Source organism: Aliidiomarina sanyensis (genome assembly GCF_003987175.1).
GTDB classification, from domain to species: Bacteria; Pseudomonadota; Gammaproteobacteria; order Enterobacterales; family Alteromonadaceae; genus Aliidiomarina; species Aliidiomarina sanyensis.
The window spans coordinates 23,213-49,938 of the sequence record NZ_PIPM01000014.1 but is presented as its reverse complement, the minus strand read 5'-3'; the positions used below and the strand labels follow the sequence as shown (position 1 = coordinate 49,938).

Sequence of the window (26,726 nt, the reverse complement as noted above, 5' to 3'; positions counted from 1 at the left end):
TGCAAAGTTGCTTCGTCACCCCAATTAAGAGGCCGAAGCGGCTCAACTATATGAATTTCTGGTGTCTTACTTTTTAGTAAGGCTCCTGCTTTCTAAGCTGAACCAGTTGCCAAATTAATGGCTTGGTTGATGCTTGTCGTCGCAAGTGCCCACACAGATTGCTTGGCTTGATAAATTGTTAAAGAACGTTGCTTCTTTCCGAAGCAGGGATGCGAATTTTACGCTCCCGGGCGAGGAAGTCAAGACCTTGGATTCAAAATTTTTGATTCTTCGGTGTTTCTTTCTCGCAGTCACTTTGTCGGTGACAACGGAGGCGCATTATAGAGATCGTTTGGACTTGATCAAGCGGTTTTTTCAAAAAGAATTCTAACCGCTGAATTTCTGAACAAGGCGCTTAGAATTCCAACAAAAAAGGCCGCACGTTTCATCGTAGCGGCCCTTTTCTTTTCGTTTCTGTGTAACGCAAGAAGCGATTTCAGTGAAGATTATTTGTTTTCTTCCTTACTCGCTTCGCTTGTTGATTTCTTTTCGGCCGTTTTTTTGTCCGAACTTGGTTTCGGAGTATCGGCGTGATCATCGCGACCATCATCGGAAGGGTCGCCGATCACATCCTCCAGCTTAAGCTTGCTGACATTCTTGATGGTCATTACTGGCCCTGAGATGGCGTAGGCCGTAAACATCAAAAATAAAACAACCGCTGGAGCGGTCGCAACCACAACAAAGATCAACACGATTAATAGAAGAACAACAAAGTTCACATTACTGCGCCAGTCGACTTCCTTGAATGAGTGGTACTTAAAGTTAGATACCATCAACAGACCACATGCAATGGTGAAAAGCACAACCAAGAGGCTCACGTTGCTCGGATCGATCTCATATTTCGCGCCCACCCATACCAAGCCAGCGATGATCGCTGCCGCACTCGGAATAGCGAGACCTTGGAAATAGCGTTTGTCGGCAGTCGCAAGTGCTGTGTTGAATCGCGCCAAGCGCAGCGCCCCACCCGCAACAAAGATAAAGGCAGCAAGCCAACCGAGCTTCCCTACATCATGCAAAGCCCAATTGTATGCTACGAGTGCAGGGGCAATACCAAATGACACGATATCGGCCATTGAGTCGTATTCCGCACCGAACTCACTCTGAGTATTCGTCATCCGCGCGACACGTCCATCAAGTCCGTCAAATACCATTGCCACAAAAATAGCAATGGCAGCCAACTGAAAGTCACCGTTCATGGACGCGACAATCGCATAGAAACCGGAGAACAAACCTGCTGTGGTCAGCAAGTTTGGCAGCAAATAAATACCGCGACGTTTCGTCTGTTCTGGCATAAATATCCTTGATAACTAATGTTCGGAAGCTCAAATCTTTAACTTTAAGCATATCACACAGGGTTCTTGCTTTGACAAGCGAAATCAAAAAAGCCCCTCGCACATGACCGCCGAGGGGCTATCTTAACCTAGCTTTACTGCGTAATTTCTAGGCCATGTGCTCCAGCATCCACGAGAATAGGTTTACCTACAACCAGTTCTCCATTCAGCAATTTTCTTGCCAGTGGATTCTCGAGCTCCGCCTGAATTGCACGTTTTAGCGGACGAGCGCCGAAGACCGGATCAAACCCGACCTCCGCAAGTTGCGCAAAGGCTGCATCAGACACCTCCAAAGTAAATCCACGCTCTTCAAGCCGCGTCAACAAACGGCTCATTTGAATCCGTGCAATCTTCTGAATGTGTTCATTGTGCAACGGGTGGAACACTACAGTCTCATCGATCCGGTTCAAAAACTCAGGGCGGAATGACTTGTTAAGAACATCCTGCAGCATCGCTTTCATCTCATCATAGTCAACGTCATGAGCATGCTCTTGAATCAAGTGCGAACCCAAATTCGAGGTCATGATAATCACGGTATTCCGAAAATCGACGGTGCGCCCATGCCCATCAGTGAGTCGCCCATCATCCAACACCTGTAACAGGATGTTAAACACGTCTGGGTGAGCTTTTTCCACTTCGTCGAGCAACACCACCGAATATGGACGACGCCGAACCGCTTCGGTTAAATATCCACCCTCTTCATATCCGACGTATCCTGGAGGCGCACCCACTAATCGAGATACCGAGTGCTTCTCCATAAACTCCGACATATCGATTCGTACCATGGCATCATCCGTATCGAACATGAAGCGCGCTAATGCCTTGCAAAGTTCGGTTTTCCCGACCCCAGTAGGACCTAAGAACAAGAATGAACCGATTGGTCGATCAGGATCGCTTAGCCCCGCTCGTGACCGACGGATCGCATTCGAAACCGCAACGACCGCTTCATGCTGACCCACAACCCGGTGATGCAATTCATCTTCCATTCGGAGTAATTTCTCCCGTTCGCCTTCGAGCATGCGCGACACAGGAATACCTGTCCAACGCGAAAGAACTTCCGCAATTTCTTCATCGGTGACGCGGTTTCGCAATAACGTCATGTCTTGCATCTCAGCTTTGAGTGCAGCTTCGAGCTGCCGCTCCAATTCAGGAATTCGCCCGTACTGGAGTTCAGCCATGCGATTGAGATCTCGCGCGCGATTTGCAACCTCTAGTTCGTTTCGCGCCTGATCCAACTGTTCCTTTATATGTTGATGACCTTGCACCGCGAGTTTTTCAGATTTCCATACATCTTCTAACGCTTGATAGTTCGCTTCTAGCTCAGACAACTCGGTGTCGAGTAACTCGAGACGCTTCTTACTCGCATCATCCTTTTCTTTCGCCAGAGCTTGGCGCTCTAATTTCAGTTGAATAATGCGCCGCTCGAGGCGGTCTAAGTCTTCGGGTTTTGAGTCCATCTGCATCCGAATGGATGAAGCAGCTTCATCAATTAAGTCAATTGCCTTATCCGGAAGTTGGCGGTCGCTAATGTACCGATGCGACAGCGAGGCTGCGGCAACAATCGCTGGATCCGTAATTTCCACCGAGTGATGGAGCTCATACTTTTCTTTAAGTCCGCGAAGAATCGCGATGGTATCCTCTACCGAAGGCTCCTCCACGAGTACTTTTTGGAAACGACGCTCGAGCGCGGCATCTTTTTCGATATATTGGCGATACTCATCAAGCGTTGTCGCACCCACACAGTGGAGTTCGCCTCGCGCAAGAGCAGGCTTTAGCATATTACCCGCGTCCATCGCACCATCCGCTTTTCCTGCCCCAACCATAGTGTGCAACTCATCAATAAAGAGAATGACCTGACCTTCTTCTTGTTGGAGCTCGTTCAAAACAGCCTTCAAGCGCTCTTCGAACTCACCGCGATATTTGGCGCCCGCTAACAAAGATCCGAGATCCAGCGAAAGTACTCGTTTGTGCTTCAATCCCTCCGGCACTTCGCCATTGACAATTCGTTGCGCCAAACCCTCTACGATCGCCGTTTTACCCACGCCCGGCTCACCAATTAAAACTGGATTATTCTTAGTTCGGCGCTGAAGTACTTGAATCGCACGCCGAATTTCTTCGTCTCGACCAATCACCGGATCGAGCTTTCCTTGTTCCGCTCGCTCGGTAAGGTCGACGGTATATTTTTGCAATGCTTGACGTTGATCTTCCGCATTCGGGTCATCAACTTTCTGCCCTTTTCGGAGTTGTTGAATCGCTTTCTCAATTCGCTCCGTCGTAAGACCTTGCGACCGTAATAGCTCGCCCAACTTTCCTTTATCTTCTATTGCAGCAAGGACAAAGAGCTCACTCGAGATATATTCGTCTTTGCGCTTTTGCGCATATTTATCGGTGAGGTTAAGTACGTTGGCGGTATCCCGAGATATTTGAACCTCGCCACCTGTCCCCGATACTTCTGGAATCGCGTCGAGTGCTTTTGAAAGTTGCGTTCGGAACGTTGCAAAGTTCACACCCGCATCCTGTAACAGCGGGCGAACCGTCCCACCATCTTGGTTCATCAAAGCCAGCATGATGTGGATCGGTTCAATATATGGGTGGTCGCGACCTAACGCCAAGGACTGCGCCTCTGCGATCGCAGATTGAAATTTACTGGTAAAACGATCCATGCGCATAGTGCACCTCACTCACAAACAAACGTTGCTACTAATGTGGGTGCTTTTTCAGTACTTTCAAGCAGGTTGGAAAGAATTATTTACGGGTCGACGATTCGCTACGCCAGAGTACTGAGGCCATCCGCCCCGTGGCGCCGCCGGCTTTACGATAGGAAAAATAGTGCGTCGATTGTGTGAAGGTACACTCGTTACACGAAGTGACTGCCAGAACACCCTGTGCCTCAAGTTCATTGAGGGCGATCTGATAGAGGTTTGCAAGGAATTTCCCACCGCGGGGGATAAATGCGCTCTGATGACGCGTGTTCCGATGGCTCATTGCGTCAAGAACATCATGACCCACTTCGAACGCATCTGGCCCAATACAGGGACCCAGCCACGCTTGAATCTGATCAGGAGGACACGCAAACATGGCCACTGCGCGTTCAATAATACCAAGCGCAATGCCACGCCAACCGCAGTGTAACAATGCGAGTTCCTGGCCGTCGGACGATGCAAGGAATACTGGGAGGCAGTCGGCCGTGAGAATCGCAAGCACCACATCCGGCTGATTGGTGTAGGCACCATCCGCTTCAGGTATATCTTGCAAACCGCTCGCACCGACTCGCACAATTTGATTGCTATGAATTTGCGATAACCAATTCGGCTCCTGGGGAAGTTTCAATTGGTCCCGCAAACGTGCGCGGTTTTGCTGAACCGATGCAGGCAAATCGCCTACATGTGTTCCTAGATTAAGAGAATCATACGGAGAGACGCTCACGCCACCCGAGCGCAATGTCGTATGCGCCTGCACCGAAGAAGGAACATTCCAAATCGCAGGTAACGTTTTCATCACTCCTCCCTCTCGTCGGGCCATCAGGATTCCGCTTGATGAAGCGCGTTGTCTTCGCGCATAGCAACCAACAGTTGCTTCATATCATCCGGTATTGGCGAGTCCCATTGCATATCCTCACCGGTCCGTGGGTGCTTGAGCGCCAACCGAGTTGCATGCAATGCTTGTCGCTGAAACCCTCGTAAAGCGCTTATAAAAGCGTCGCTCGCTTGCTTCGGTGGACGCGGACGGCCGCCATATTGCGGATCGCCGACCAAAGAATATGACAAATGCGCCATATGCACCCGAATCTGGTGAGTTCGACCACTTTCAAGACGTAAGCGAACGCGCGTATGCGCCCGGAACCGCTCCGCCACACGATAATGCGTTACGGCCGGTTTTCCATTAGGTTTCACCGCCATCAAAGTTCGCTTCGACGGATGCCGTCCGATCGGTGCATCGATGGTTCCGCCTGCGGTCATTACTCCGGTCACAATGGCTTCATATTCACGGGTGATTTCACGTGCTTGCAAAGCGGCGACCAATGCAGTGTATGCCGCAATCGTTTTTGCCACCACCATCAAGCCGGTGGTCTCTTTGTCCAAACGATGCACAATACCAGCACGCGGAAGTTGTTCAAGGGAGGGGCAATGATGCAAGAGTGCGTTTAGGAGCGTTCCATCCGGCGTTCCTGCGCCTGGATGCACGACAAGTCCGGCAGGCTTGTTGAGTACCAATAAGTCATCATCTTCATAGACAATATCAAGGTCGATTGCCTGAGGCTCAGAGAACACTTCGGCTTCCAGCTCAGCTTCTAGCGCAATTTGCTGACCCGCAATCACTTTCTCGCGCGGTTTCGTGACCACGGCACCATCGACTTGGATATTTCCCGCTTGGATCCACGTTTTCAAACGTGAACGTGAGAAGTCTGGGAACATTTCAGCTAATGCTTGGTCCAATCGTGCTCCGAGCAAATGCTCCGGAACTACTGCTGTTTGTTTTACATAATCAGTCATAAAGAACTTGCGCTGTGCATCCTCGTGTCAGTGCGCTACAATCCGAGCTCGGTGCCTAGTGTACTCCAGATGATGAAAAACATCACAGGGAATTCAACGTAAAAAAAGAGACCCAAAGCCCAATGAAAGCAGTTTTACCGATCGTTATCCTCACACTCCTCTTCCTCAGCGGCTGTTCATCACGCCCTCAGGATCAATCGCGCTCGAGTGTTGAGCAAATGTACGAGACCTCGCAAGGATACATTCGCGGTGGCCGTTATGCAGATGCTGCGGCATTACTCCGACAAATCAATAACCAGTTCCCATTTGGACCGTTTGCACAACAAGTCCAGTTGGACCTGATCTTTGTTGAATATAAAATCGGGGAACAGGATCGCGCACTCACCACCATTGATCGTTTCTTGACGTTGAATCCAAATCACGCAGACAACGATTACGTGCGTTACATGCGCGGGCTCGTCCATCTCCAAGCAGAAGGTGCATTCTTCCAAGACCTCTTCCGAATCGACCGAAGTGACCGGAACCCGGTGTATGCGGAAAACGCCTTCCAGGATTTTCGTGAGCTGGTAACTCGCCATCCGGATAGCCCATTTGCAGCGGATGCGCGCCAGCGGATGGTTGGCATTAAAGCCCGCCTTGCTCGCCATGAACTAGCCGTCGCAGAATATTACCTGCGTCGGGGCGCTTACATGGCTGCAGCAAATCGCGGAGTGTATATCGTGGATAACTTCCAAGATGTAAACGAAGTGGAACGTGCTTTGGAGATTATGGTGTCTGCATATTCAGCATTGGGTCTAAATGAGCAAGCAGACGATGCGCGGCAGGTGTTACGCGCGAATTTCTAAAGCGCGCGGCAAGACATCGTAAAAAAGAGGACGCTAGATTGCGTCCTCATTTTCTTCTCCAGTCCGAATGCGGATGACCCGCTCGACCGCTGAGACAAAAATCTTTCCATCGCCAATTTTACCCGTGTGAGCAGTCTCGGTAATCGCTTCAACACACCGCTCAACATCCTCATCAGCCACGACGATCTCAATTTTGACCTTCGGTAAAAAGTCGACCATATATTCGGCCCCCCGATACAACTCGGTGTGCCCTCGTTGACGACCAAAACCCTTCACTTCCGAAACAGTCATACCAGCAATCCCTACCTCAGAGAGTGCTGCGCGCACGTCATCGAGTTTAAACGGTTTGATGATTGCTTCTATTTTTTTCATCTTCCCTTCCTATTTAGGCATCCAAGATTTGCTGAACATACCGACTCGTAATGGGATAACGGCGATCTTTGTTAAAGTTTCTCCGCGTCACCTTAGGTCCAACCGCTCCTTGTCGGCGTTTGTATTCATTTCGCTCTATCAAACGAATCACGTCACGCACGGTCTGTTCATCATACCCTGCTGCCACTAAATCTGCGACTGAGAGATCACGCTCGGCATAACCATCAATGATTTCATCAAGAATATCGTATGGGGGTAAGGAATCCTGATCTTTTTGGTCCGGAGCTAACTCCGCTGACGGCGGACGCGTAATCACACGCTCTGGAATGGCATTTCCAAGGGTGTTTCGATATTCAGACAGGCGATACACCAAACTTTTCGGTAAATCCTTGATGGGCGCAAACCCACCACACATATCCCCGTAGAGCGTGCAATACCCAACGGCCAACTCACTTTTATTCCCAGTGGTCAGCACGAGCGCACCATATTTGTTCGACAACGCCATCAAGAGCACCCCGCGGCATCGAGCTTGCAAGTTTTCTTCGGTCACATCACGGGTGGTGTTCGCAAATAGGGGAGCCAACGTGTCCATAAAGCTATCGACCATCGGCTCTATCGCGACCACATCAAACCGATTTCCAAGCCATTCACTTTGAGTGCGCGCATCCTCAATACTGATGTCGGCGGTGTAACGGTAAGGCATCATCACGGCGCGCACTCGATCTGGCCCCAATGCATCAACCGCGAGAGCGAGCGTCAAAGCCGAATCGATCCCACCGGACAGACCGAGTAACACGGATTTGAAGTTATTCTTTTCAACATAATCACGGAGCGCCATTACAAGCGCTTGATAGAGGCTTTCTTCGTTCTCGAGAGATGGAGGCAGTGTCTGTTTTTGCACTTGCTTCCCGTGAAATTCAGCAGACATTACTGCCTCTTCGCAGTGCGGTAAGTGCAATGCAACATCTCCGTCCGCATCCAAGACGACAGAGTTCCCATCAAACACGACTTCATCTTGACCACCGACTAAATTCACATACACCAGTGGCAATTGATTTTCCTGACAACGGGCCTTCAGAACCTGTAATCGCTGTGGATATTTGTATTCTTCAAATGGGCTAGCATTGACGGACACCAGAATATGGGCCCCTGCTTCCTTGGCTCGTTTGGCCGGCATTTCGTTCCAAAGGTCTTCGCAAATAAGTAAACCGATACGTTCGCCCTTGAGCTCGAAAACAACCGTCTCCGTGCCAGGCGTAAAGTAACGTTTTTCATCAAATACCCCGTAGTTCGGCAGAACTTGTTTGCGATAACGCGCCAGCAATCGACCGTGGTGGAAGATCGAAAGCACGTTCCATACTTGCGTTCCATCCGTTTCTGGATGACCAACAGCCACAGCACAATCGCCCGTTGCTTGTGCGATTTCCTGCAGAGATATTGCGACTGCTTGATGGAGATCCGGACGAAATAACAAATCTTCAGGTGGGTAGCCGGTAATCGCTAACTCGGGGAAAACTAATAAGTCCGTCTCGGGGTGATCAGCCATCACACGCACAATCTTTTGTGTGTTCTCTCGAATTGCGCCCACGGTGCAATTGATTTGGGCCAGACTGATCTTCAATGGGGTCGACATGGCGTTACTCATGATGAAAAACTTGGCTGCGGATCATAGCGTAAGGGGAATATGCGGGCAATGTATGCAATGCGACATGGACTACTGATCAGCCAACAATAAAAAACGCATTCCAGCACTTCGGACATAATACCCAGCGTCTTCGTTCCCTTCAGCAGGCGTTGCAATATCAGCCCACTGGTAATACACATTGCGGTGAACCCGCGCACGCATCCCATCGCGAACTTGAACCGCAGGTAAATTAGCGTCGACAACAAGAGGATGTTCCTCGCTTAATATATAGCGTTCACCCACATTCGTTGTCACTTGGATAATCGGCTCGCCCTGATGATGTTGTTGTTCCCACGAGACGACAACAAAAGGCAGGTCCTCCACCTGAATACCAATTTTTTCAACCGGAGTGACCAAGAAGTAGCGATCACCTTCGCGTTTTAGAACGCGCGCAAATAACTTGACGAGTGCTTGACGACCGATCGGAGAGTTTTCGTAATCCCACTGGCCTGAAGCGCGAATTACAAGGTTGATGTCACCACAGTACGGTGGATTCCATTGATCAACAGGCGCTTTCTCTTGATGTTCAAGTTGTTTCGCAAACGCGGTTAAGTCCATAACAAAACGCCTCTGAACTTAACCTTGGCGGAGTAAATACCATAATGTGGCTTCGGTGCGATTCGAAACCTTAATGGCTTTGAAGATAGCGGACAAGTGAACACGAATGGTGCCTTCGGTAATTCCCAAAATGTTGGCAATTTCCTTGTTTGAAAGCCCTTGCGCCAAAAGTTGCATAATTTCTTGTTGGCGTGGAGAAAGCTTTCGCTCGGCTTCTGATTGCTGGCGATAATTTAAACTTTCCGCCGGTAGGTATGCTTTGTTTTGTAGAAGTCCGTGAATCGCTAATTTCACGTCTTCTGCTGCAGCATCCTTGCGTAAGAAGCTCTTCGCTCCTTGATTTACCGCGCTTTGAATCTCATTCGGTTGGCCACGCCAGGTAAAAAGCACAAGATGTGCACTCGGAGCTAGTTGGTGTAAACGTGAGACCAGATGACGATGGTCAGCATCCGGTAAATCCAGCTCCGTGAATATCAAATCAAAGTGCTCCCCAGACAACAGGTAGCTCTCTGCAACTTCGAGCGAAGTGGCTTCATATATTGCAATGCTTCCCGGGTACGTCGTGATCACGTGAATCAACCCGGAACGGGTAAAGAAATGAGGATCAATGATAAGAATTTTCATAGATGACCGAGTACCGAAGTTAGATGCCTTGAAATCCGTGACAAGGGACACTCCCCACTTTAACAAATATATTAGTGAAGTGTTAGTAACTACGCGAGTTTTCGTTTTTTTTATTGCAATTATTTTGTAAAGGACATCCTTTACATACGGTCAACCAAGCTAAAAAACGTATAGAATTAAGTCCGGTGAAATATTTTGAAAAATTGAGTATAGTGCTCACAGGGAACTAACGATTAAATAACAAACACAAAAGAATTGATCGACTTGGCCGCCAAGCGTTCCCTTAACGGCCCACAAACCGAGGCAAATTATGCAAACACACTTTGCTAAGTTAATTCCGCTTTTCTTCTTGCTTTTCAGCGCTATGCCCGTCGTGAGCGCGCTTGAGGACGCCGACGCCCGCACGCAAGAAAAAGAAAAGAGTTATAGCCGCCACAAGGTTTTTCATAACCTTAACGGCTACACCTTCGCCGGTGGTATCGGCGATTACGCAGAGCTCAACCAGTTCTCTGTGATTGTCGTGCACAAAGGAAAGATTGTTGCCGTAGGTGACGAGGAATTGGTCACCAAATATGAGGGTGCACGCCAATACGACCTACGTGGTCAAACCGTGATTCCAGGCATTGTTGATGCCCATGGCCATATTCAAAGCCTTGGCGAGAATCTCGTACAAATCGATTTGCGCGGAATGAACAGCCGCACTGCAGCGGTCGCCAAGGTAGCCAATTATGCGCATGACCATCAAGACCTTCCGTGGCTGATTGGGCGTGGTTGGAACCAAGAACTGTGGCCAGACCGTCGTTTCCCCAGCAAAAAAGATCTCGACGAAGTTGTCAGCGACCGGCCGGTCTGGTTGGTTCGAATTGATGCGCATGCAGGCTGGGCGAATAGTAAAGCGCTCGAACTTGCTGAGATCACCAAAGACACGCTCGATCCTCCTGGCGGACAGATTATTCGCGATTCAGAAGGCAATCCAACCGGTGTTTTGATCGATACCGCCATGAATATGGTGCAAAACGTCATGCCACCGATTTCCGATGAGCAACTGCGTCACGCCGTGAATCTAGCGTTTGAGCACCTGCTTGAGTTGGGTATCACCCAAGTCCACGATGCGGGTGTCGATACACGCGGTCTCGACTTATTCAAAGAGCTCAGTGAAGATAAACGCCTGCCATTGCGTGTGAATGCCATGATTTCGGCAAGGGATCCCGCATTGATGGACTTGTTGGCTGAGGGCCCATTCCGAGATGCTTACGATCGATTACAGATTAATAGTGTGAAACTCTATGGGGACGGCGCCCTTGGAAGCCGCGGTGCGGCGCTTATTGAGCCCTACTCCGATGACGAGGACAACACCGGTCTGTTAGTTACCCCTGAAGAAGACTTGATGCCGCTGTTTGGTGCAATTCACCAAGCTGGATTCCAAATCAACTATCACGCAATCGGAGACCGCTCGAACAAGTTGGCACTCGATACGTTTGCTGAGATTTTCGCCTTGGAAGCAGAGCAAGAAGAAGCATGGCAAACCGATCCGCGCCATCGGGTCGAGCATGCACAGGTTGTGCGCGTTGGGGATATTCCGCGTTTCCTCGAGCTTGGCATTATTCCCTCAATGCAACCGACCCACGCGACCAGTGATATGAACATGGCAGAAGATCGGGTAGGTTCAGAACGGATTGCCGGTGCCTATGCATGGCGTAGCTTCCTGGATCAAGGCTCGCTTATTGCGGCAGGCTCTGACTTCCCGGTTGAACTTGCAAACCCATTCTACGGCATTCATGCGGCTGTGACCCGTCAAGACCGTGATAACCAGCCTGTCGAAGGTTGGTATCCTGAGCAACGTATGACTATCGAGGAAGCCATCCGCTCGTTCACAATCGATGCGGCCTATGCAGGACACCTCGAGAGCCGCACCGGCAGTTTAGAAGCTGGTAAATGGGCTGATTTTCTGGTTTTATCAGCGGACCCTTTCCAAGCCAAGCCAGAGAATCTCTGGCGAATCCGCGTCGAACAAACTTGGGTTGCGGGAGAGCGACACTTTCAACGTAGCCACTAGCTGGGTGAGCCCCATTTATGTCAGATGACTTTTTGTTTGCAGAAGAAAACTCCCATCAAGAGGCTCCCGCAGTGCGGGAGCCTTTTCACGTATTGATCGTCGATGACGATGAGGAAATCCACGTCATTACACGCATGGCGCTTTCCGACTTCTCGCTTGATAAACGTCCGCTGCAATTTCACTCGGCCTACTCCGGTGAGGAAGCAAAAGCAAAGTTACGCGAACGGAATGACTATGCGTTGATGTTGTTGGACGTTGTCATGGAATCCGATCATGCAGGTCTCGATATCGCTCGGTGGACTCGAGAAGAGCTAAAAAACCGGCTTGTTCGTATCGTATTGCGCACCGGTCAGCCTGGGCAAGCACCTGAAGAAGAAGTCATCGCCAAGTATGATATTGATGATTACAAAGAAAAAACGGAGCTAACTTATCGCAAACTCATGACACTAATGTATTCAAGTTTGCGCGCGTTTCGTGATCTGCAGGCAATTGAGCGGTACAAATGTGGTCTTGAACGAATCATTAAAGCCTCAGCTGAAATTTTTTCCGCGCAATCGGTCCATCAGTTGAGTCAAGGAATCCTTGAACAGCTGGTGGCCCTGTTAACGCGCTCGGATGCTGCAGCCTACTGCAAACTACACCTCGAGGGGTATACCGCAACGGGAACATCAGACACTCCCTTCTCGATTATTGCGGCAACCGGCGAATATAAAGATCATATTGGTGATATGTTGCAGCAAGGTTCAGACAAGCAAGTCATCGAATCTTTGCGCTCGCGCAATGAACCCGTTGCCTATGAAGTCCATAATGAAACCTATTATGGGCTATATCGGACAACCTTGGGTCATTTCTATCTTCTGTATATTCGAGGAATTAGCGAGTTGTCGGAAACCGATAAGCACTTACTGACGTTATTTATGAACAATACCGCCATTGCGTTCGAGCACACTGAGTTGCTCGGGCAACCACGACAAAGCTGAGGTGCTATGAGCTTGCGAGATATTCGTCGCGACTATGAACAGCGACAATTGAACTTCAATGATTTGAATCCCGACCCATTTGTGCAATTTCAACAATGGTTCGATGAAGTAATCGCGAGCGAGTGGAATCTCGATCCCACCGCCATGACCCTCGCAACCTGCGCCAACGATAAGCCGACCCAACGCATTGTGCTGCTCAAGGATATGTCAGCAGATGGATTTGTTTTTTACACGAATTACCAAAGCCAAAAGGGCCAGCAACTTCTCGCGAACCCGAATTGCAGCTTGCACTTCGCTTGGCTCCCGATGGAGCGCCAAGTCACAGTGGAGGGAGCTGCTGAGCGCTTAAGCGAGGCTGAGAATACTGCGTACTTTCAATCTCGACCCCGTGCAAGTCAACTTGCGGCGTGGGCCTCGCAACAAAGTCAGTTTGTTGCCGGACGGGACAAACTTGATGCGCAGTATCGCGAGGTTGAAGCACGTTTTTCTGAGCAAGAAACACTTCCACTTCCGCCATTTTGGGGCGGGTTTCGGGTCCGCCCAACGCAATTCGAATTTTGGCAAGGGCGCGCGGCGCGTTTGCATGATCGCTTCCGCTACCGCTACGCGAGCGACAACTGGGTTCTCGAACGCTTGCAACCCTAATGCGAAACGAAATAAAACCGCGGGCTTTATCCCGCGGTTTTCATTTTATGCAAATGTGGATTTAACGACAGCCTTTCCATCCGAAACAAGACGCTTACCGCGTGACCATACGGAATTCACAGACAAACTATCTCGCTCGAGCAATACAAGATCCGCCGACTTCCCGACTGCCAGTTCCCCTTTATCAGATAGTCCAAGATAACGCGCAGCATTGGTACTCACTGCGTGCAGCGCATGAGAAAGCGGAATCTCATACTGGGTAACGGCTTCAACAAAAGCATCATGCATCGATTGAACACGCCCCATTTTGAGTCCCACCAAGTTCCCGGTCTCGTCAAAGTCGGGGAGGCTCGCGTTCCCATCAGAGCTGAAACTAATCATCTTGTGGGAGAGCCCCGCAGCCAAGGCTCGATGCAGGGATTCCGCCGCACTAAGCTCACCTTGCGCCAATAGCTCTGGGGTCGTGCTTGCTGTGACGTCCAGCACCATCCCCTGATGCGCTAGGTCATAGCCATGCTCGAGTAATTCAATCGAACGATTCATGTGCGTTGGATAAAACTGCGTGGCAGGAACTGGGAAGCGAGTAATCACTTCGCGTAATAGCGCCAACTGCTCGGGTGCTTCTCCAATATGTAAGAACACAATACCGCGCTTTCCAGACAGCATTCCCCCCACCCTCGCGTCGGCGGCAATGCGCGCAAGCTCTTCGGCACTCGGGTGCGATCCACGATGATCAGCAATCGCCACTTCACCCACGCCAATAAATGCATCAATCAACATAATATCGTCGCGCACCGAACCGGTGATGGTCCGTACTGGAACTTCATAGGAGCCGGTGTAACAGTGAACCGTCAGACCTTCGTAGGTCAGTGCATGCGCCTTCGCCAAAAGATCCGGCAACGTTCGTGTCGTTGCATCGGTTCCAAGACACGCTACCAAGGTGGTCACCCCGGCGAGCGATGCATCCGTCAAGGTCATCTCGGGTGTCCGGGTGTGGAAGCCACCCTCGCCACCGCCACCGGTTATGTGCGCAAGCGGATCAACAAACCCGGGAACTGCATAAAAATCCCGACCATTGATTCGCTCAATCTCAATGCCTTGCCCCGCCAGACTAAGATTAGTTCCCATCGCCAAAATCTGTCCACCGGCGACTACGATGTTGGTTGGTCCAAGCGCATGAGGAGCGAACACCTCGGCACCTTCAATTAGAGTTAATTTCATTTACTGGAATCCCGTAAAAACAGCGGCCAGCACGATCAAAATCGAACTCACCATTAAAAAGAGCTGGAAACGCCAAATGGCTCGGACCCACACGGCCCAATCTAATTTGACGGCCCCAAGACAACCAATCAACGCCGCAGATGTTGGCACAATGATATTGGTGAGGCCATCACCAAGCTGAAAAGCAAGAACCGCAACCTGCCGCGTCACTCCCACCAAATCAGCTAGTGGTGCCATCAATGGCATAGTCAGCGCAGCCTGGCCCGAGCCTGAGGTCATGAAAAAATTAAATACCCCCTGAAAAACCAACATAGCAGTTGCAGCGATCGGCTCATTGGCGGCGCCCATCCACTGCCCTGCACCATACAAAATAGTATTCAGCGTTGATGGGCTGGTGGGGTCATCTCCCCCAAGCAACAAAATGATTCCTTTTGCGAACCCGACAATCAGTGCGGCTGGTAGTAAATCTTGTGCACCACGGGTAAAGGCACCGGACATTTCATTGGCCCGCATTCGCCCACTCAGAACTGCAACTAGGCCAATCACAATACCCATCACAAAGAACTGGGTAGCGATTTCGGGGATATAGTATCCGCGCTGGGTTACTCCCCAAATGACCCAGACAATACCCAGCGTGAATAGCACTAAAATAAGTGTATCCACGGGCGTGAACTTACTTTCGAGCTCGACCCCCTGAGCAACCTCGTTTGCCGCGGTTTGACAGCGTGTTCGCGCTGCGTAGCGCAAGGTAAAAATCAGGCCACAGGTAGTGAGAACAAACCAGACGCCCATTCGAAATCCGGCCCCGGAAAGCAATGGAACTTCTGCAATGCCCTGCGCGATAGCCACACTAAATGGATTCATCCACGAGGCTGCAAAACCAATCTGGGTTGCTACATAAGTCACTAACACGACCGTGACTTTATCGTAACCAAGCCGCGTCATTACCGGCAGCAGTACCAAACAGAATGCAATGGCCTCTTCGCCCATGCCAAACACCGCACCGCCCAGCGAGAATACAAAAAACAACAGCACCAAAAACAGCTGATCATATTTTTGTGTTCGCTGGATCAGAGCAAGAATACCCCGCTCAACACTGTGGGTTCGAACAATGATGCCAAAGGCTCCACCCACCAGCAGAATAAAAGCCATTACGCCGATGGCCGATCCCCATTTGGTACCCGAAACCAGTCCTTCGAACGGGATATTAGCAATGCCAATCTCACCTCCCTCCGCAAACCAGCGGAGCGATGCGGCATCGTCGACTCGCTGATAGGAGTCGGCAATGATCACCTCCCGAACTTGTTCTCCCGAGGGTGTCACACGGGTCACAGATTCGGTCTCGAATTGTCCCGCAGGCACAAGCCACACGAGTGCAGCCGCAAGCAGCGCAACAAAAAATAAAATGACGAACGTATCCGGCATTTGCCGGGACATTGACTTGCTCATGAATCACTCTCTTGGTGCAAATGAAACCAATGCTCACCCCACTTGAGAGTGAGCATTGGCAAAGACCTATCGTTTCTTATAGGTCACGCTTCATGCGATTAGAAGCGATACATGGCACTGAGGCGGTAGAAACGACCCATGGTGTCATGGTTGAAGTGATCCACATTCGCACTGGTGCCATAGGCATACGGTGCTTGACGATCGAACAAGTTCTCAATATTAAAGCGAACGATCAGGTTCTCTGAGAACTCATAGCCTACCGTTGTGTTCACTTTGGTCCAACTTGGAACTTTGCGGTTTGCACTAATGCCCAATCGATCCAAGTCCGCTTGGCGGAACCCTTCAATATCATCATCGTAGCTGCTGGTGTACTGCACTCGGACATTTCCAAACCATGCATCACGGCTCCAGCGTAACGTATTGGTGAGGATGGTTTGCGGGTAGCGGAAGGTCCCTTCAAGACGCTCAGGTTCTGCGTTCTGTGACAACTGACGCTCAAACTCTAACAGATGGGTCACATCGGTCAACCAGGTGAAACGAGCAACGCCATCAATATCAAAATGATGGGTGTAGGTCAGATCAATACCTCGGGTCTTCTGGGTCCCCAAGTTCTCCAGTTGTAAGTGAACATCACCCGCTAATCGGCTGGTGACAATCCCGACACCGTTTTCGTCACATTCTTCAAAACCAACACCTTGGCTCACGGTCGCTGGAAGCTCGCCACAGAAACGTAAGCTCGGATCCGACAAGCTACGTTGGAGGAGAAACTCCCCGTCAACACCCACAATATTATTGTGCTCAAACTGCCAATAATCGAAAGTCAACGTAATGTCACGATTGGGGCTGAATGCAAATCCAAAACTCAGTGACTCTGAGTCTTCCGCTTCCAGATCTTCATTACCGAAAACCTTTGTCAGAATATTGCGCTCAACCTGTGTTTCACCACAGTAGTTGCCACGAAACTCTGGCTTACAATCGAGGTTAAAGGAGCTTAGCGTAATCTCAGCACCCACTTGACTCAGTGACGGAGCGCGGAAACTCTGTGCCCATGAACCACGGAATACCCATTCGTCGGTTGGAGCCCAGCGAAGACCCACTTTCGGATTAAACTCACCACCAAAGTCGTTGTAATGGTCATAACGTCCAGCAACTTGCGCATCAAGCGTTTCGGTAATTGGAATAAAGAGCTCTGCAAATGCAGCCCATTGATTCCGACTCGCCGAAGCACCCGTTGAACCGAAGCCAATCACGCCCGGCGTGTAGTTGTTCTCAAAGGTTCCGCGGGCCAGTGGATCAGGACGATCACTGACTTCTTCGCGCCGCGCCTCGACACCAAATGCAGCTGACAAAGCACCATGGCGCAGTTCAGTCAGGTCACCGGAGGTCCGGAAATCAATGGAGTACAGTTTAGACACCCCATTGCGCGGAAGCTGTTCTTGCAATAAATCGAGTACTTGCTGTGAATTATTTGCTTGGCCACCAAACGGGTTATACCAAAGTCCACCATCTCCCGGTGCACAATTTGTGCTGCCATCAGCACAGAGCTCACCAAACAACGAGGCCTCAAAACGTTCCCGATTGAAAATACCGGCAACTGCTTGTTGCTCAGAGCGCGACTCCGAGTAGCTGGCGGCAGACTCCCAGAACCAGTTCCCCCAACTTCCCTCGAGGCCTGATACAAAACGCATGCTGTCAGTCGTGTTGGTAATGGTGCGACCATCTGGGAAGCGGCCCCAACCACGAATTTCATCGAGCGGTGCTTCACCAATGGAATCCCATAAATCGAGGAATCGATCACGCAGCTCGTCTGGCATGTTTGGATGATCAAAGGCTACATCATAGCCTGACCAAGGTGCGCCCGTTGAGTTGCTCGTTGCTTCAGAACGGGTGAACATAAACTCGTTGAACCAAGTCACTTGATCAAATTCATGCGTCACCATCAAACCAGCACCCATAGTCTCAAGCGCCGTGTACGTGGGGAGGAAGGCGTTTTGGTTGTATTCACAATACTCACCAAATGAGCCAACTTTACTTAAATTCTCGGGACATCCAGCCTCAACGTAATCATCATCATCAAAAAAACGAGTATTCCAGCTTGGGAAGGTCCCCTGCTGACTTGGGAAGAAGCTTTGCGCCGTGCGCTCGCGGTCTCGGTCAAATAGCGGCTTACGATCATAATAATCAAAAAATGCAGTCACGTTGGTGTTGCCGAAGTTGCGGCCACTGATCAAGTTCACACTGGTTTTTCCATCGTTCGAACTTGCTTCGGAGTTCCCGTAACTCACATTCAGTTCCGTGCCCTCAAAGTCTCGACGCAGGACGTAGTTGATGACCCCGGCAATCGCATCTGCACCGTAAGTCGCTGAAGCGCCAGTGGCCAGAATATCGATACGCTCAATGGCAGAAAGTGGAATTGAGTTGATATCGACAAAGTTTTCGAAGTTGTTGGCAAACGAGCTCGCACTCACCCGCCGTCCGTTGATCAAGGTCAGTGTTGACGATGCGCCCAGTCCCCGCAGCGAAGCGGCAGCTTGGCCAACCGGTGAATCGCCCTGCAGCGCACCACTTGAAAATGTTGAGAAACTGCCCTCACCACCGCGTGTTTGCCCGACTTCACGGAGTAACTCGGAAACCGTCGTGGCCGATGAATTGCGAATGTCTTCTGCGCTGATACTGATGAGTGGTTGCGCACCCTCAAGATCCACCCCTCGGATCTGTGATCCGGTCACTTGAATGCGCTCAACCCGTTGAGTAGTCGTTGTTGTTTCTTCTTCGGTTACATCTTCATCTTGCGCCAGCGCAGCCCCCATGGAGAGTGCGAGTGCTGAGAGCGACATACCGAGAATAGGATTCCGTAAGCTTCCGTAGTTCATAGCTAACCCCAAATATTTTTTTATAGGTATAAAGCTCCGAATCGAGACGTGAGAACGCTCAGATCGGAGGCCTTTGCTTGAAGCCCACACCCGAACCGCTAGGCGGATCTGGGGTGCAAGGCAGCAAAAATTTTCAATAAAGTTAGGTTCGTGCGGGAAAGTGCACGAGCGACGGACATAGGCCACCGCAACTGACTGTGGTCAGTTGAGTTCCTATTCGTCCCACCACTCGGAGAGGTAAAAACTCTGATAGTGATAGGCTGATAAACGAGGGGCTTTTTTCAACATAAATGCGTGAAAAGCTTTCGCTATCTCCTAAAAATTGCGCAGATAAATTGGCTTAAAATTCCATGCCGTGTGACACGACATCGGACAATTATTTCACAATCAATGCCGCAAGGAAAATGAACTCGTAACATTGACTTCACAGATGATTTAGCATTAGTTTTACACGCTGTCAAACGTCAGGCAATCTGATATTTGCATTACATCTGCTTCGGGCTTGGGTCCTTTTTTACCCACTTTCCGCCTTCTTATAAAAATCAGAAAGATGAGGTTTTTCGTGACACAATTAAAGCCAATCGCCACATTTAAGCGCATTTTATCAACCACGAAAAACACCCTTCAATACAGTTTAACGGTGTCTCTTCTGGCTTTTTCGCCGACCCTTTTTGCCACGAACGAATCGAATGAAACCACTGCAACTGAACCATCATTCGAGTGGAACTTGATGCTGGTCGGCGGTTCCATGAACACCTGTTCAAGCATGTCTCCCCGGCGTTGTGAAAATACCCATTGGATTGATCCCGCGACGATGCGAACTACAACCTATGTCGCTTTAACGACAGAGAATCTCGAACGACTTGCGGCACATGAATCGTGGTCACAGCATAACGAACTACAACGACAACTGATGCGTGCTTTACGGGCAACCGCACGCTCAAATGGAACGCACTTGGAGCTCTCAGAATTAAGCGGGCGTCTACGAAATGGCTACCCAAACCTCTGGCGCGAGCTCGATAACGCGCAGTGGCGCTTGGTTCGCGACATCCTTCAAAAGGCTGAGGCACCTGAACAAGCCGAAATCAGTCGGCCAGAATTAAGCGTCCAGCCTGAAGGCGCTGCCCTGTTTGAAACCTTCGCACGGCGCATTCAAGCCATTGCGGAACGGCAGGACCAGGAGGCTCGCGTACTTGTCGTAACCGCTTCAGGGATGGATTCCTTTGATGCTGTCGACTTTTATCTCAATACTTTTCGTGCATTTGGCATTGATGCACAGTGGCTCCCGATCGACGCTGCGCTCGGTGCAGTACTCTCAAATGCATCATTCGATGATTCCGACGCGCGCACTCGAGCATGTGAGCAACTTGACGAGGTCCGTGCTCAAGTTCAAGGAACCCATGAGCGCGCCCGCGTTTATCCGTGGTTAGCAGAACAGCAACAACAGGTTTGCAAGGATCCGGATACCCTGCTCGCTCTCATCGAATCAGCTCAAGGTATGTTCATAAACGGTGGGGATCAAAGTCTGACGCGCCAAGCATTTATTCACACCGATGGAACTCCGTTTCCCTGGCTGCGCGAGATTCAGCGGCGGGTGCACGCAGGAACCTTTATCGCCGGCGGAACCAGTGCGGGAACCGCCGTGATGACCGAAGCCCCAATGATTACCAACGGAACCAGTCTCCAAGCGCTGAAAGAAGGTGCGGTCGCCATGCCCGGCCCTCCTCCATTTGATTGTGAACGCAACGACACCTGCGCCCCAGCTCAAAATGCGGATAGCCTGACGTACCGGGCAGAAGGCGGTATCGGGTTGTTTCCATTCGGGCTGCTTGATACCCATTTTTCAGAGCGCGGACGGCATGGCCGGTTTACGGTATTGCAAGCATCCACTGGCACACCGATGGCAGTAGGAGTTGATGAAACCACCGCACTGTTAGTCGATACCCGCAGCGGTGATTTCCAAGTACAAGGGGCGCATGGCGTTGTTTTGCTTGAGCAGGCGGCTGCTGAGGCTGAGGGATTTCATGCACGCAAAAGTTATTTACGCCATGGATCGTCGGGTCGTTTCGCAGAAAATGGAGCGCTCGCATCGGTCCATTTCAGTCCGGCTGCGCATCCCGACACGGCGTTTGCAACACCTGGTCGCGGTGAATTGTTGCGGGACCGCACTTTGCTCGGAGCGCTCAATCAATGCACAGGTGGCTCTACGACTTTATTCTCTGGCCAGCATGAAGGGTTCGTCCTGCAACTGAACGCCGATGCACTCACATCCCTTGCCCACATCGACGGTGGGTGTGAATGGGTGCATGGGCTTCTGCTCATTGCACCTCAGACGCCCTAAAGCATGCATCGGTTTAGTCGGTGAGCTCCACCAGAGTTGCTGCGGGCAACGGCACATTAAGTTTTTGTGCCAAATGCTGAAGACGAGGCCAGGTCAACTCATCAAGGAGCACGCCTTCGCGCAGTTGCGTGCGTTTTAGTTCCAAGGCCCGCTCTCCCGGGATTCGCACTGCCGCCTTCGGAATGGCCGGCGCGGATTCTCGGCAGCGGCGCAACAGATCATCCGTCACGGTAAGAAAATCCTGGCGAGTTCCAAACGCTTCGGGATCCGCAACATGCACATATAAAGTATTCATCTCGCCATCAAACGCGCCTTGCAAACGCCCATAGTTTGACAGGCCAAGGGTCAGAATTTCACTCATTAGGCACAAGCCGTACCCTTTATAACCGAGGTCCGTTCCTCCTAAAGGGAGAATGGCGCCGTCGCGCTCAATGTACTCCGCAGGATCGGCAGTGGCCTCACCGTTTTTGGCGATGATTGCTGGCCATGGCAGCTGCTCTTTGCGATCGTAAGCCTGACGAACTTTTCCCGCGGCTGTAATTGAGAAGCTCATATCCAACACCAGCGGTTCGCCACTCGTCGGTGCGGCAAAGCCATAGGGATTCGGGGAAAATACGCGTTGCACACCACCAAATGGCGCCACACTCGATTGAGCTGGGGTCGCAGCAATCATCGAGATGACCATGCCTGCATCGGTCGCGGCCTGTAAATAAGCCGCAAGACTCGCAACATGTTCACAGCGTTTGACGATCACGGTTCCCGTTCCCGCAGCGCGCGCCATGCGAATGGCTGTGCGCACGGCTTTTGGGGCCACATAAAGTCCGGAAAGTCCTTCTGCATCCCACGTTTCGATCGCGGAGCGGCGGCGCAACACTTGCACCTCCCCTTGGCCTTTCATGGCCCGCGACTGCAGTTGCTTCACGTTATAGGGCAGCCGCCGAACGCCATGGGTTCGAAAACCCAGTAGATCCCCTTCAACGAGCGAGGTGGCCATCGCCTCGGCAATTGAATCCGCGGCTCCTGCAGTCCGCAAACATTGCGAAACGAATGACATCAATTGCGCGTGCTGCACCCGAACCATGAAAATCCCCTCTGTGATGAAATGATGATACGCCTGCTTTGCAGTCTATCGCGAAAATCAGACTTGGTCAGCGTTCGATTAGCCGTTAAGCTGTAAGGCTATTTGGTTGTATACTAACGCGAAACATTTGCGCTCAGAAGAAAGGAAGAATGAATGAAGAAAATCGCTGTGATCACAAGCGGTGGTGATGCGCCCGGAATGAATGCCTGTGTACGGGCGATTGTCATTACCGCGTGGCAGCATGATATTCAAGTGATCGGATTTCGTCACGGCTTTCGGGGCATCGTTGATGATCTCAATCAACCCCTGCATCCAGATGATATGCGTTTGGTCAGCCAACGGGGCGGAACCTTTCTGAAGAGCTCTCGTTATCCTGAGTTTCGTGAAGTCGAGAGTGCACAGCGCGCAGCAGCCGTTTTAGACAAGCATCAGATTGATGCCTTAATTGTGATTGGCGGTGATGGCTCGTTTCAAGGGGCGCATCACTTGGCAAAGTATTGGAGCGGCCAAGTGATCGGCGTTCCCGGTACGATCGATAATGATTTGGCGGGAACAGACACCACAATAGGTTTTGCAACCGCGGTCGATACTGCGATGGAAGCCATCGACCGAGTTCGTGAAACGGCCGAAGCCATGGCTCGAGTCTTTTTGATTGAAGTGATGGGTCGCCACGCAGGTTTTATCGGTTTACATGCAGCAATCGCGAGTTCCGCCGAATCGATGCTTTTACCCGAATTGGAGCCGCAACCCAAAATTGCTGAAATCGCAGATAATATTTTAAGAGCACGTGCGTCGTTTCCCGACAGCAGCTATGTCGTGGTTGTTTCTGAGAACTTGTGGCCCGGTGGCGTTGCTGAATTGGCCAAAAGCCTCTCAAAAGCGACTGGCGTCACCTGCCATCCATGTCCCCTAGGGCATATACAACGAGGTGGGCGCCCAAATGCACAAGATCGTATTCTTGCCATGCAACTGGGGCACGCTGGAGTCCTCGCGCTGTTAGATGGGAAGTCGGAAATTATGATCGGCAAGGAACAAGAACACGTAGTCGAAGTTCCCCTTGCCTTGACGTTCAAACGGGATAAGCCGTTAGACCCACGTCTGGTTGATCTACAATTAGGTCTGCAAGGCGTAAATTTCACTTCAAAAAAGGGCGCTGAAACCGCATAATAGCGGCCCTTTTTTGCACACTGAGACACGAGAGAAGGTAATTGCACATTGGCTAATACATTTCCTGTTCCAGTTACGTTAGACGAGCCAGTTCGCGCCTACTTCGGGGCCGATCTCGCAACAGACATTCAATCGAATCAAACCTACCTGATAGGCTTTGGTTTTGACGGCACAGCGTGTTTCCGCAAAGGAACCCGTTATGGGCCCGATGGCCTTCGATCTATTTCGGAAGATATTGAGTCGTATTCACCTTATTTGGATGCGGATCTGGAAGATCATGTGTTTTACGATTTAGGAAATCTCCAACTCGGCGATAGCACAGATGTTGAATCTCAGTGGCGCCATGCGACAGAAGACTTTAATCGGATTTTCGATCCGATTGATTTCGCAGCCGAAGGGATCAAGGTGGTCACGCTCGGTGGGGAACACTCCATCAGCTACGCGCCCATTGTGAAGTACTTGAAGCAGTACCCTGATCTGGTTCTGTTGCATCTTGATGCCCATGCGGATTTGCGCGATGGCTTTACTGGCTATCATTATTCTCACGCCTCCATTATACGCCGAGCGCTTGACCACTTTGGTCCTGACCACCAATTGATCCAGTACGGCATTCGCTCAGGAACGCGCGAAGAATATCAATACATGCGCGAGCATGGGACCGTGCGAACCTCGCGCAAAGATTTTCTAGAGAGCGTCGCGGCAATTCCGGCAGACCGCCCTATCTATCTCACGCTCGACTTAGATTATTTTGACCCCTCTTTCCTGCCGGGAACAGGGACGCCCGAGCCGGGTGGTGAAGACTTCCACTCCTTTGTGAGCTTGGTCAAACTTCTACGCCAACGTAACTTTGTTGGGTGCGATGTGGTGGAGCTTTCTCCTCAAATCGATCCAACCGGAAATTCTGATGTGTTCGCGGCAAAAATTGTTCGCGAACTTTTATTGACCCTGGAGGCCAGCCGAGCATGAGTAATTGGACCATCGAAGACGCTGAAGAGCTATATGGAGTGAAGCGCTGGGGGGCTGGTTATTTCTCAATCGGTGAGCATGGGAATATTCAGATTTCACCAAATCATCGCAAGCCGGATGTCTTTATTGACATGCAAGAAGTGCTCGATGAAATGCAAGCTGAAGGCATTCAATTTCCGGCTGTTATCCGTTTTCACGATATTTTGCGCTCTCAGGTGGAAATCCTGAACGAAACGTTCCGGGAAACGATCACAAACGCGGAATACGAAGGCGAATACGTCGGCGTTTACCCGATCAAAGTGAATCAGATGCGGGAAGTCGTCGAGGAGATCCTCGACGCAGGTGAACCCTACAACTATGGTCTGGAAGCAGGCTCAAAGCCCGAGTTGATGGCGGTGCTTGCATACAACGATAACAGCGAAGCACTGACCATTTTGAATGGTTACAAAGATGAAGACTATCTGACGCTCGCGCTGCTCGGACGCCACATTGGCCGTAAAATGATTGTGGTCGTTGAGAAGTTCTCTGAACTCGAGATGCTTGTGCGTTTAGCCAAGAAACTAAAAATCGATCCAATGATCGGACTGCGCTCCAAGATGATGGTTCGCAGTACCGGCAAGTGGTCGAGCTCCAGTGGCGATCGCGCCAAATTCGGTCTTGGAATTGCCGAGATCGTCAACGCCATTGAGTATTTGAAAGAGCACGACATGCTGCATTGTGCAAAATTATTGCACTTCCATATTGGTAGCCAGTTGTCCGACATTCGGAAGGTCAAAGAAGCCGTAACTGAAGGCGCTCGCTTATACGCGAAGCTCGTTCAGATGGGCGTACCGCTCGAGTATCTGGATATCGGCGGTGGCTTGGGAATCGATTACGACGGAAGCAGTACCACGACAGATTCTTCACGTAACTACTCAACCGAAGAGTACGTCGCGGACGTGGTATACGGCGTCAAGCAGATCTGTGACCTTGAAGACGTCAAACATCCTAACCTAGTGAGCGAAAGTGGCCGTGCCATTACCGCGCATCACAGCTTGGTGGTGACCAATGTCGTGGGTGAAGTAAATCCTGCTGCGACCAATTATGATGTATCACCTACGGAAGGCGAGCACGTTTTGGTCAGCAACATGCGTGAGCTGATCGGCGCCAATGATCTGCACCCACAGGAACGCTTTAACGACGCGGCGGCCTATAAGCAAAGCGCCTATGAAGCATTTAAACTCGGGATTCTAAGTGTTCTCGAGATGGCGAAAATCGATACCATGTATTGGATGACGCTCACGGAGATTCATTCAGCACTGGACGATGAGACGCGTCAAATTCAAGAACTAGAAGAGCTCGAAGACACCCTTGCGAGTCAATACCTCGCGAATATGTCTATTTTCCAATCGGCGGCAGATACGTGGGCCATTGGGCAGCTCCTCCCTATCGTCCCGCTGATTCGTTTGAACGAAAAGCCTCAGGTTCGCGTGTCGATTGCCGACATTACCTGTGATAGTGACGGCAAGATTGGGAAGTATATCGAGAATAATCACATCAGTGACAACATTCCGATGCACCGTCTCAACAAAGGTGAAAGTTACCCGATCGGCATGTTCTTGACCGGTGCATACCAAGACGTCATGGGCGATATGCACAACCTGTTTGGCCGGTTGACGGAAGTTCATATCTTCAGTCATGACGATGAGCCAGGCGCGTTTTATATCGAAGAAATCGTTCCAGGTCACAGCGCTGAGAAAGTACTCGAAACCATGCAGTACAACACTGACTACATGGCAAAGATGGTCAAAAAAGCCATTGATAAGCAAATTCGCAAAGGTCATTTAGCACCCCGTGAAGGCGTCAGATGGACGGACTTTTACGAGCGTTGCTTGTCGGGAAGTACTTACTTACGCTACGACAAATAAAAGGTTCCGCGGGAAAACACAGAGAAATGTGTATTTCCTGAGCAATTAAACGTGAACTGGCAAAAACCGGTTGACTTGCACAGCGCAAACACGT

General features: G+C 50.6%; 20 protein-coding genes. 8 read left to right on the top strand and 12 right to left on the bottom strand.

Features of this window, described 5'->3' with window-relative positions; all coding sequences use genetic code 11:
- Nucleotides 1–485 precede the first annotated feature (485 nt).
- The 4 genes from pssA to rluD form a co-directional block, all read right to left on the bottom strand.
- On the bottom strand, nt 486–1,331 hold the full coding sequence (pssA, locus tag CWE11_RS10455; RefSeq protein ID WP_126777573.1) for a CDP-diacylglycerol--serine O-phosphatidyltransferase: 846 nt from the start codon (nt 1,329–1,331) through the stop codon (nt 486–488).
- Between the two features lie 134 nt (nt 1,332–1,465).
- On the bottom strand, nt 1,466–4,039 hold the full coding sequence (gene clpB, locus CWE11_RS10450; protein ID WP_126777572.1) for an ATP-dependent chaperone ClpB: 2,574 nt from the start codon (nt 4,037–4,039) through the stop codon (nt 1,466–1,468).
- A gap of 76 nt (nt 4,040–4,115) precedes the next feature.
- Nucleotides 4,116–4,868: a peptidoglycan editing factor PgeF gene (gene pgeF, locus CWE11_RS10445; protein ID WP_126777571.1), complete on the bottom strand. Its 753-nt coding sequence runs from the start codon at nt 4,866–4,868 to the stop codon at nt 4,116–4,118.
- Nucleotides 4,869–4,891: 23 nt separating this feature from the next.
- Entirely contained in the window at nt 4,892–5,863 is a 972-nt protein-coding gene (gene rluD / locus CWE11_RS10440) for a 23S rRNA pseudouridine(1911/1915/1917) synthase RluD (protein ID WP_126777570.1), read from the bottom strand.
- A gap of 122 nt (nt 5,864–5,985) precedes the next feature.
- Between rluD and CWE11_RS10435 the strand changes: the two genes are divergently transcribed.
- Nucleotides 5,986–6,708: an outer membrane protein assembly factor BamD gene (locus CWE11_RS10435; RefSeq protein ID WP_126777569.1), complete on the top strand. Its 723-nt coding sequence runs from the start codon at nt 5,986–5,988 to the stop codon at nt 6,706–6,708.
- Nucleotides 6,709–6,741: 33 nt separating this feature from the next.
- On the opposite strand, the gene glnB is transcribed toward CWE11_RS10435, so the two are convergent.
- The 4 genes from glnB to CWE11_RS10415 all read right to left on the bottom strand — a co-directional run bounded on the left by glnB (nt 6,742) and on the right by CWE11_RS10415 (nt 9,946).
- Nucleotides 6,742–7,080, bottom strand: a complete 339-nt coding sequence (gene glnB / locus CWE11_RS10430; RefSeq protein WP_126777568.1) for a nitrogen regulatory protein P-II — start codon at nt 7,078–7,080, stop codon at nt 6,742–6,744.
- A gap of 13 nt (nt 7,081–7,093) precedes the next feature.
- Nucleotides 7,094–8,713: an NAD+ synthase gene (locus CWE11_RS10425; RefSeq protein ID WP_126777567.1), complete on the bottom strand. Its 1,620-nt coding sequence runs from the start codon at nt 8,711–8,713 to the stop codon at nt 7,094–7,096.
- Between the two features lie 81 nt (nt 8,714–8,794).
- Nucleotides 8,795–9,322 carry a DUF1285 domain-containing protein gene (locus CWE11_RS10420; protein ID WP_126777566.1) on the bottom strand — a complete coding sequence of 176 codons (528 nt, stop codon included), beginning with the start codon at nt 9,320–9,322 and terminating at the stop codon, nt 8,795–8,797.
- An 18-nt stretch (nt 9,323–9,340) separates the two neighbouring features.
- Nucleotides 9,341–9,946, bottom strand: a complete 606-nt coding sequence (locus CWE11_RS10415; RefSeq protein WP_126777565.1) for a LuxR C-terminal-related transcriptional regulator — start codon at nt 9,944–9,946, stop codon at nt 9,341–9,343.
- 310 nt (nt 9,947–10,256) lie between these two features.
- Between CWE11_RS10415 and CWE11_RS10410 the strand changes: the two genes are divergently transcribed.
- The 3 genes from CWE11_RS10410 to pdxH are packed head-to-tail and all read left to right on the top strand — an operon-like array spanning nt 10,257 to nt 13,627.
- Nucleotides 10,257–12,002, top strand: coding sequence for an amidohydrolase (locus CWE11_RS10410; RefSeq protein WP_126777564.1), 1,746 nt, complete (start codon nt 10,257–10,259; stop codon nt 12,000–12,002).
- 17 nt (nt 12,003–12,019) lie between these two features.
- Complete coding sequence (locus tag CWE11_RS10405) at nt 12,020–12,982, top strand: DUF3369 domain-containing protein (protein ID WP_126777563.1); 963 nt, start codon at nt 12,020–12,022, stop codon at nt 12,980–12,982.
- Between the two features lie 6 nt (nt 12,983–12,988).
- A complete protein-coding gene (gene pdxH / locus CWE11_RS10400; RefSeq protein WP_126777562.1) occupies nt 12,989–13,627 on the top strand; it encodes a pyridoxamine 5'-phosphate oxidase in 639 nt (212 codons plus the stop codon).
- Nucleotides 13,628–13,672: 45 nt separating this feature from the next.
- Here pdxH and iadA read toward each other — a convergent pair whose 3' ends face one another.
- From iadA to CWE11_RS10385, 3 genes are all read right to left on the bottom strand, one after another.
- Nucleotides 13,673–14,848 (bottom strand): beta-aspartyl-peptidase, encoded by a 1,176-nt coding sequence (iadA, locus tag CWE11_RS10395; protein WP_126777561.1) that lies wholly within the window; start codon nt 14,846–14,848, stop codon nt 13,673–13,675.
- Nucleotides 14,849–16,297: a putative basic amino acid antiporter YfcC gene (gene yfcC, locus CWE11_RS10390; RefSeq protein WP_126777560.1), complete on the bottom strand. Its 1,449-nt coding sequence runs from the start codon at nt 16,295–16,297 to the stop codon at nt 14,849–14,851.
- Between the two features lie 98 nt (nt 16,298–16,395).
- Nucleotides 16,396–19,170 carry a TonB-dependent receptor gene (locus tag CWE11_RS10385; protein ID WP_126777559.1) on the bottom strand — a complete coding sequence of 925 codons (2,775 nt, stop codon included), beginning with the start codon at nt 19,168–19,170 and terminating at the stop codon, nt 16,396–16,398.
- Nucleotides 19,171–19,732: 562 nt separating this feature from the next.
- Between CWE11_RS10385 and CWE11_RS10380 the strand changes: the two genes are divergently transcribed.
- On the top strand, nt 19,733–21,511 hold the full coding sequence (locus tag CWE11_RS10380) for a cyanophycinase (RefSeq protein WP_126777558.1): 1,779 nt from the start codon (nt 19,733–19,735) through the stop codon (nt 21,509–21,511).
- Between the two features lie 13 nt (nt 21,512–21,524).
- Here CWE11_RS10380 and CWE11_RS10375 read toward each other — a convergent pair whose 3' ends face one another.
- Nucleotides 21,525–22,592 carry an Ldh family oxidoreductase gene (locus tag CWE11_RS10375; RefSeq protein ID WP_126777557.1) on the bottom strand — a complete coding sequence of 356 codons (1,068 nt, stop codon included), beginning with the start codon at nt 22,590–22,592 and terminating at the stop codon, nt 21,525–21,527.
- A 153-nt stretch (nt 22,593–22,745) separates the two neighbouring features.
- On the opposite strand from CWE11_RS10375, the gene CWE11_RS10370 reads away from it, so the two are divergent.
- The 3 genes from CWE11_RS10370 to speA are packed head-to-tail and all read left to right on the top strand — an operon-like array spanning nt 22,746 to nt 26,632.
- Complete coding sequence (locus tag CWE11_RS10370) at nt 22,746–23,759, top strand: 6-phosphofructokinase (RefSeq protein WP_126777556.1); 1,014 nt, start codon at nt 22,746–22,748, stop codon at nt 23,757–23,759.
- Nucleotides 23,760–23,807: 48 nt separating this feature from the next.
- On the top strand, nt 23,808–24,725 hold the full coding sequence (gene speB / locus CWE11_RS10365; RefSeq protein WP_126777555.1) for an agmatinase: 918 nt from the start codon (nt 23,808–23,810) through the stop codon (nt 24,723–24,725).
- Nucleotides 24,722–26,632, top strand: a complete 1,911-nt coding sequence (gene speA, locus CWE11_RS10360; protein ID WP_126777554.1) for a biosynthetic arginine decarboxylase — start codon at nt 24,722–24,724, stop codon at nt 26,630–26,632. Before speB ends, speA begins: the two co-directional genes overlap by 4 nt.
- Nucleotides 26,633–26,726: the final 94 nt, after the last annotated feature.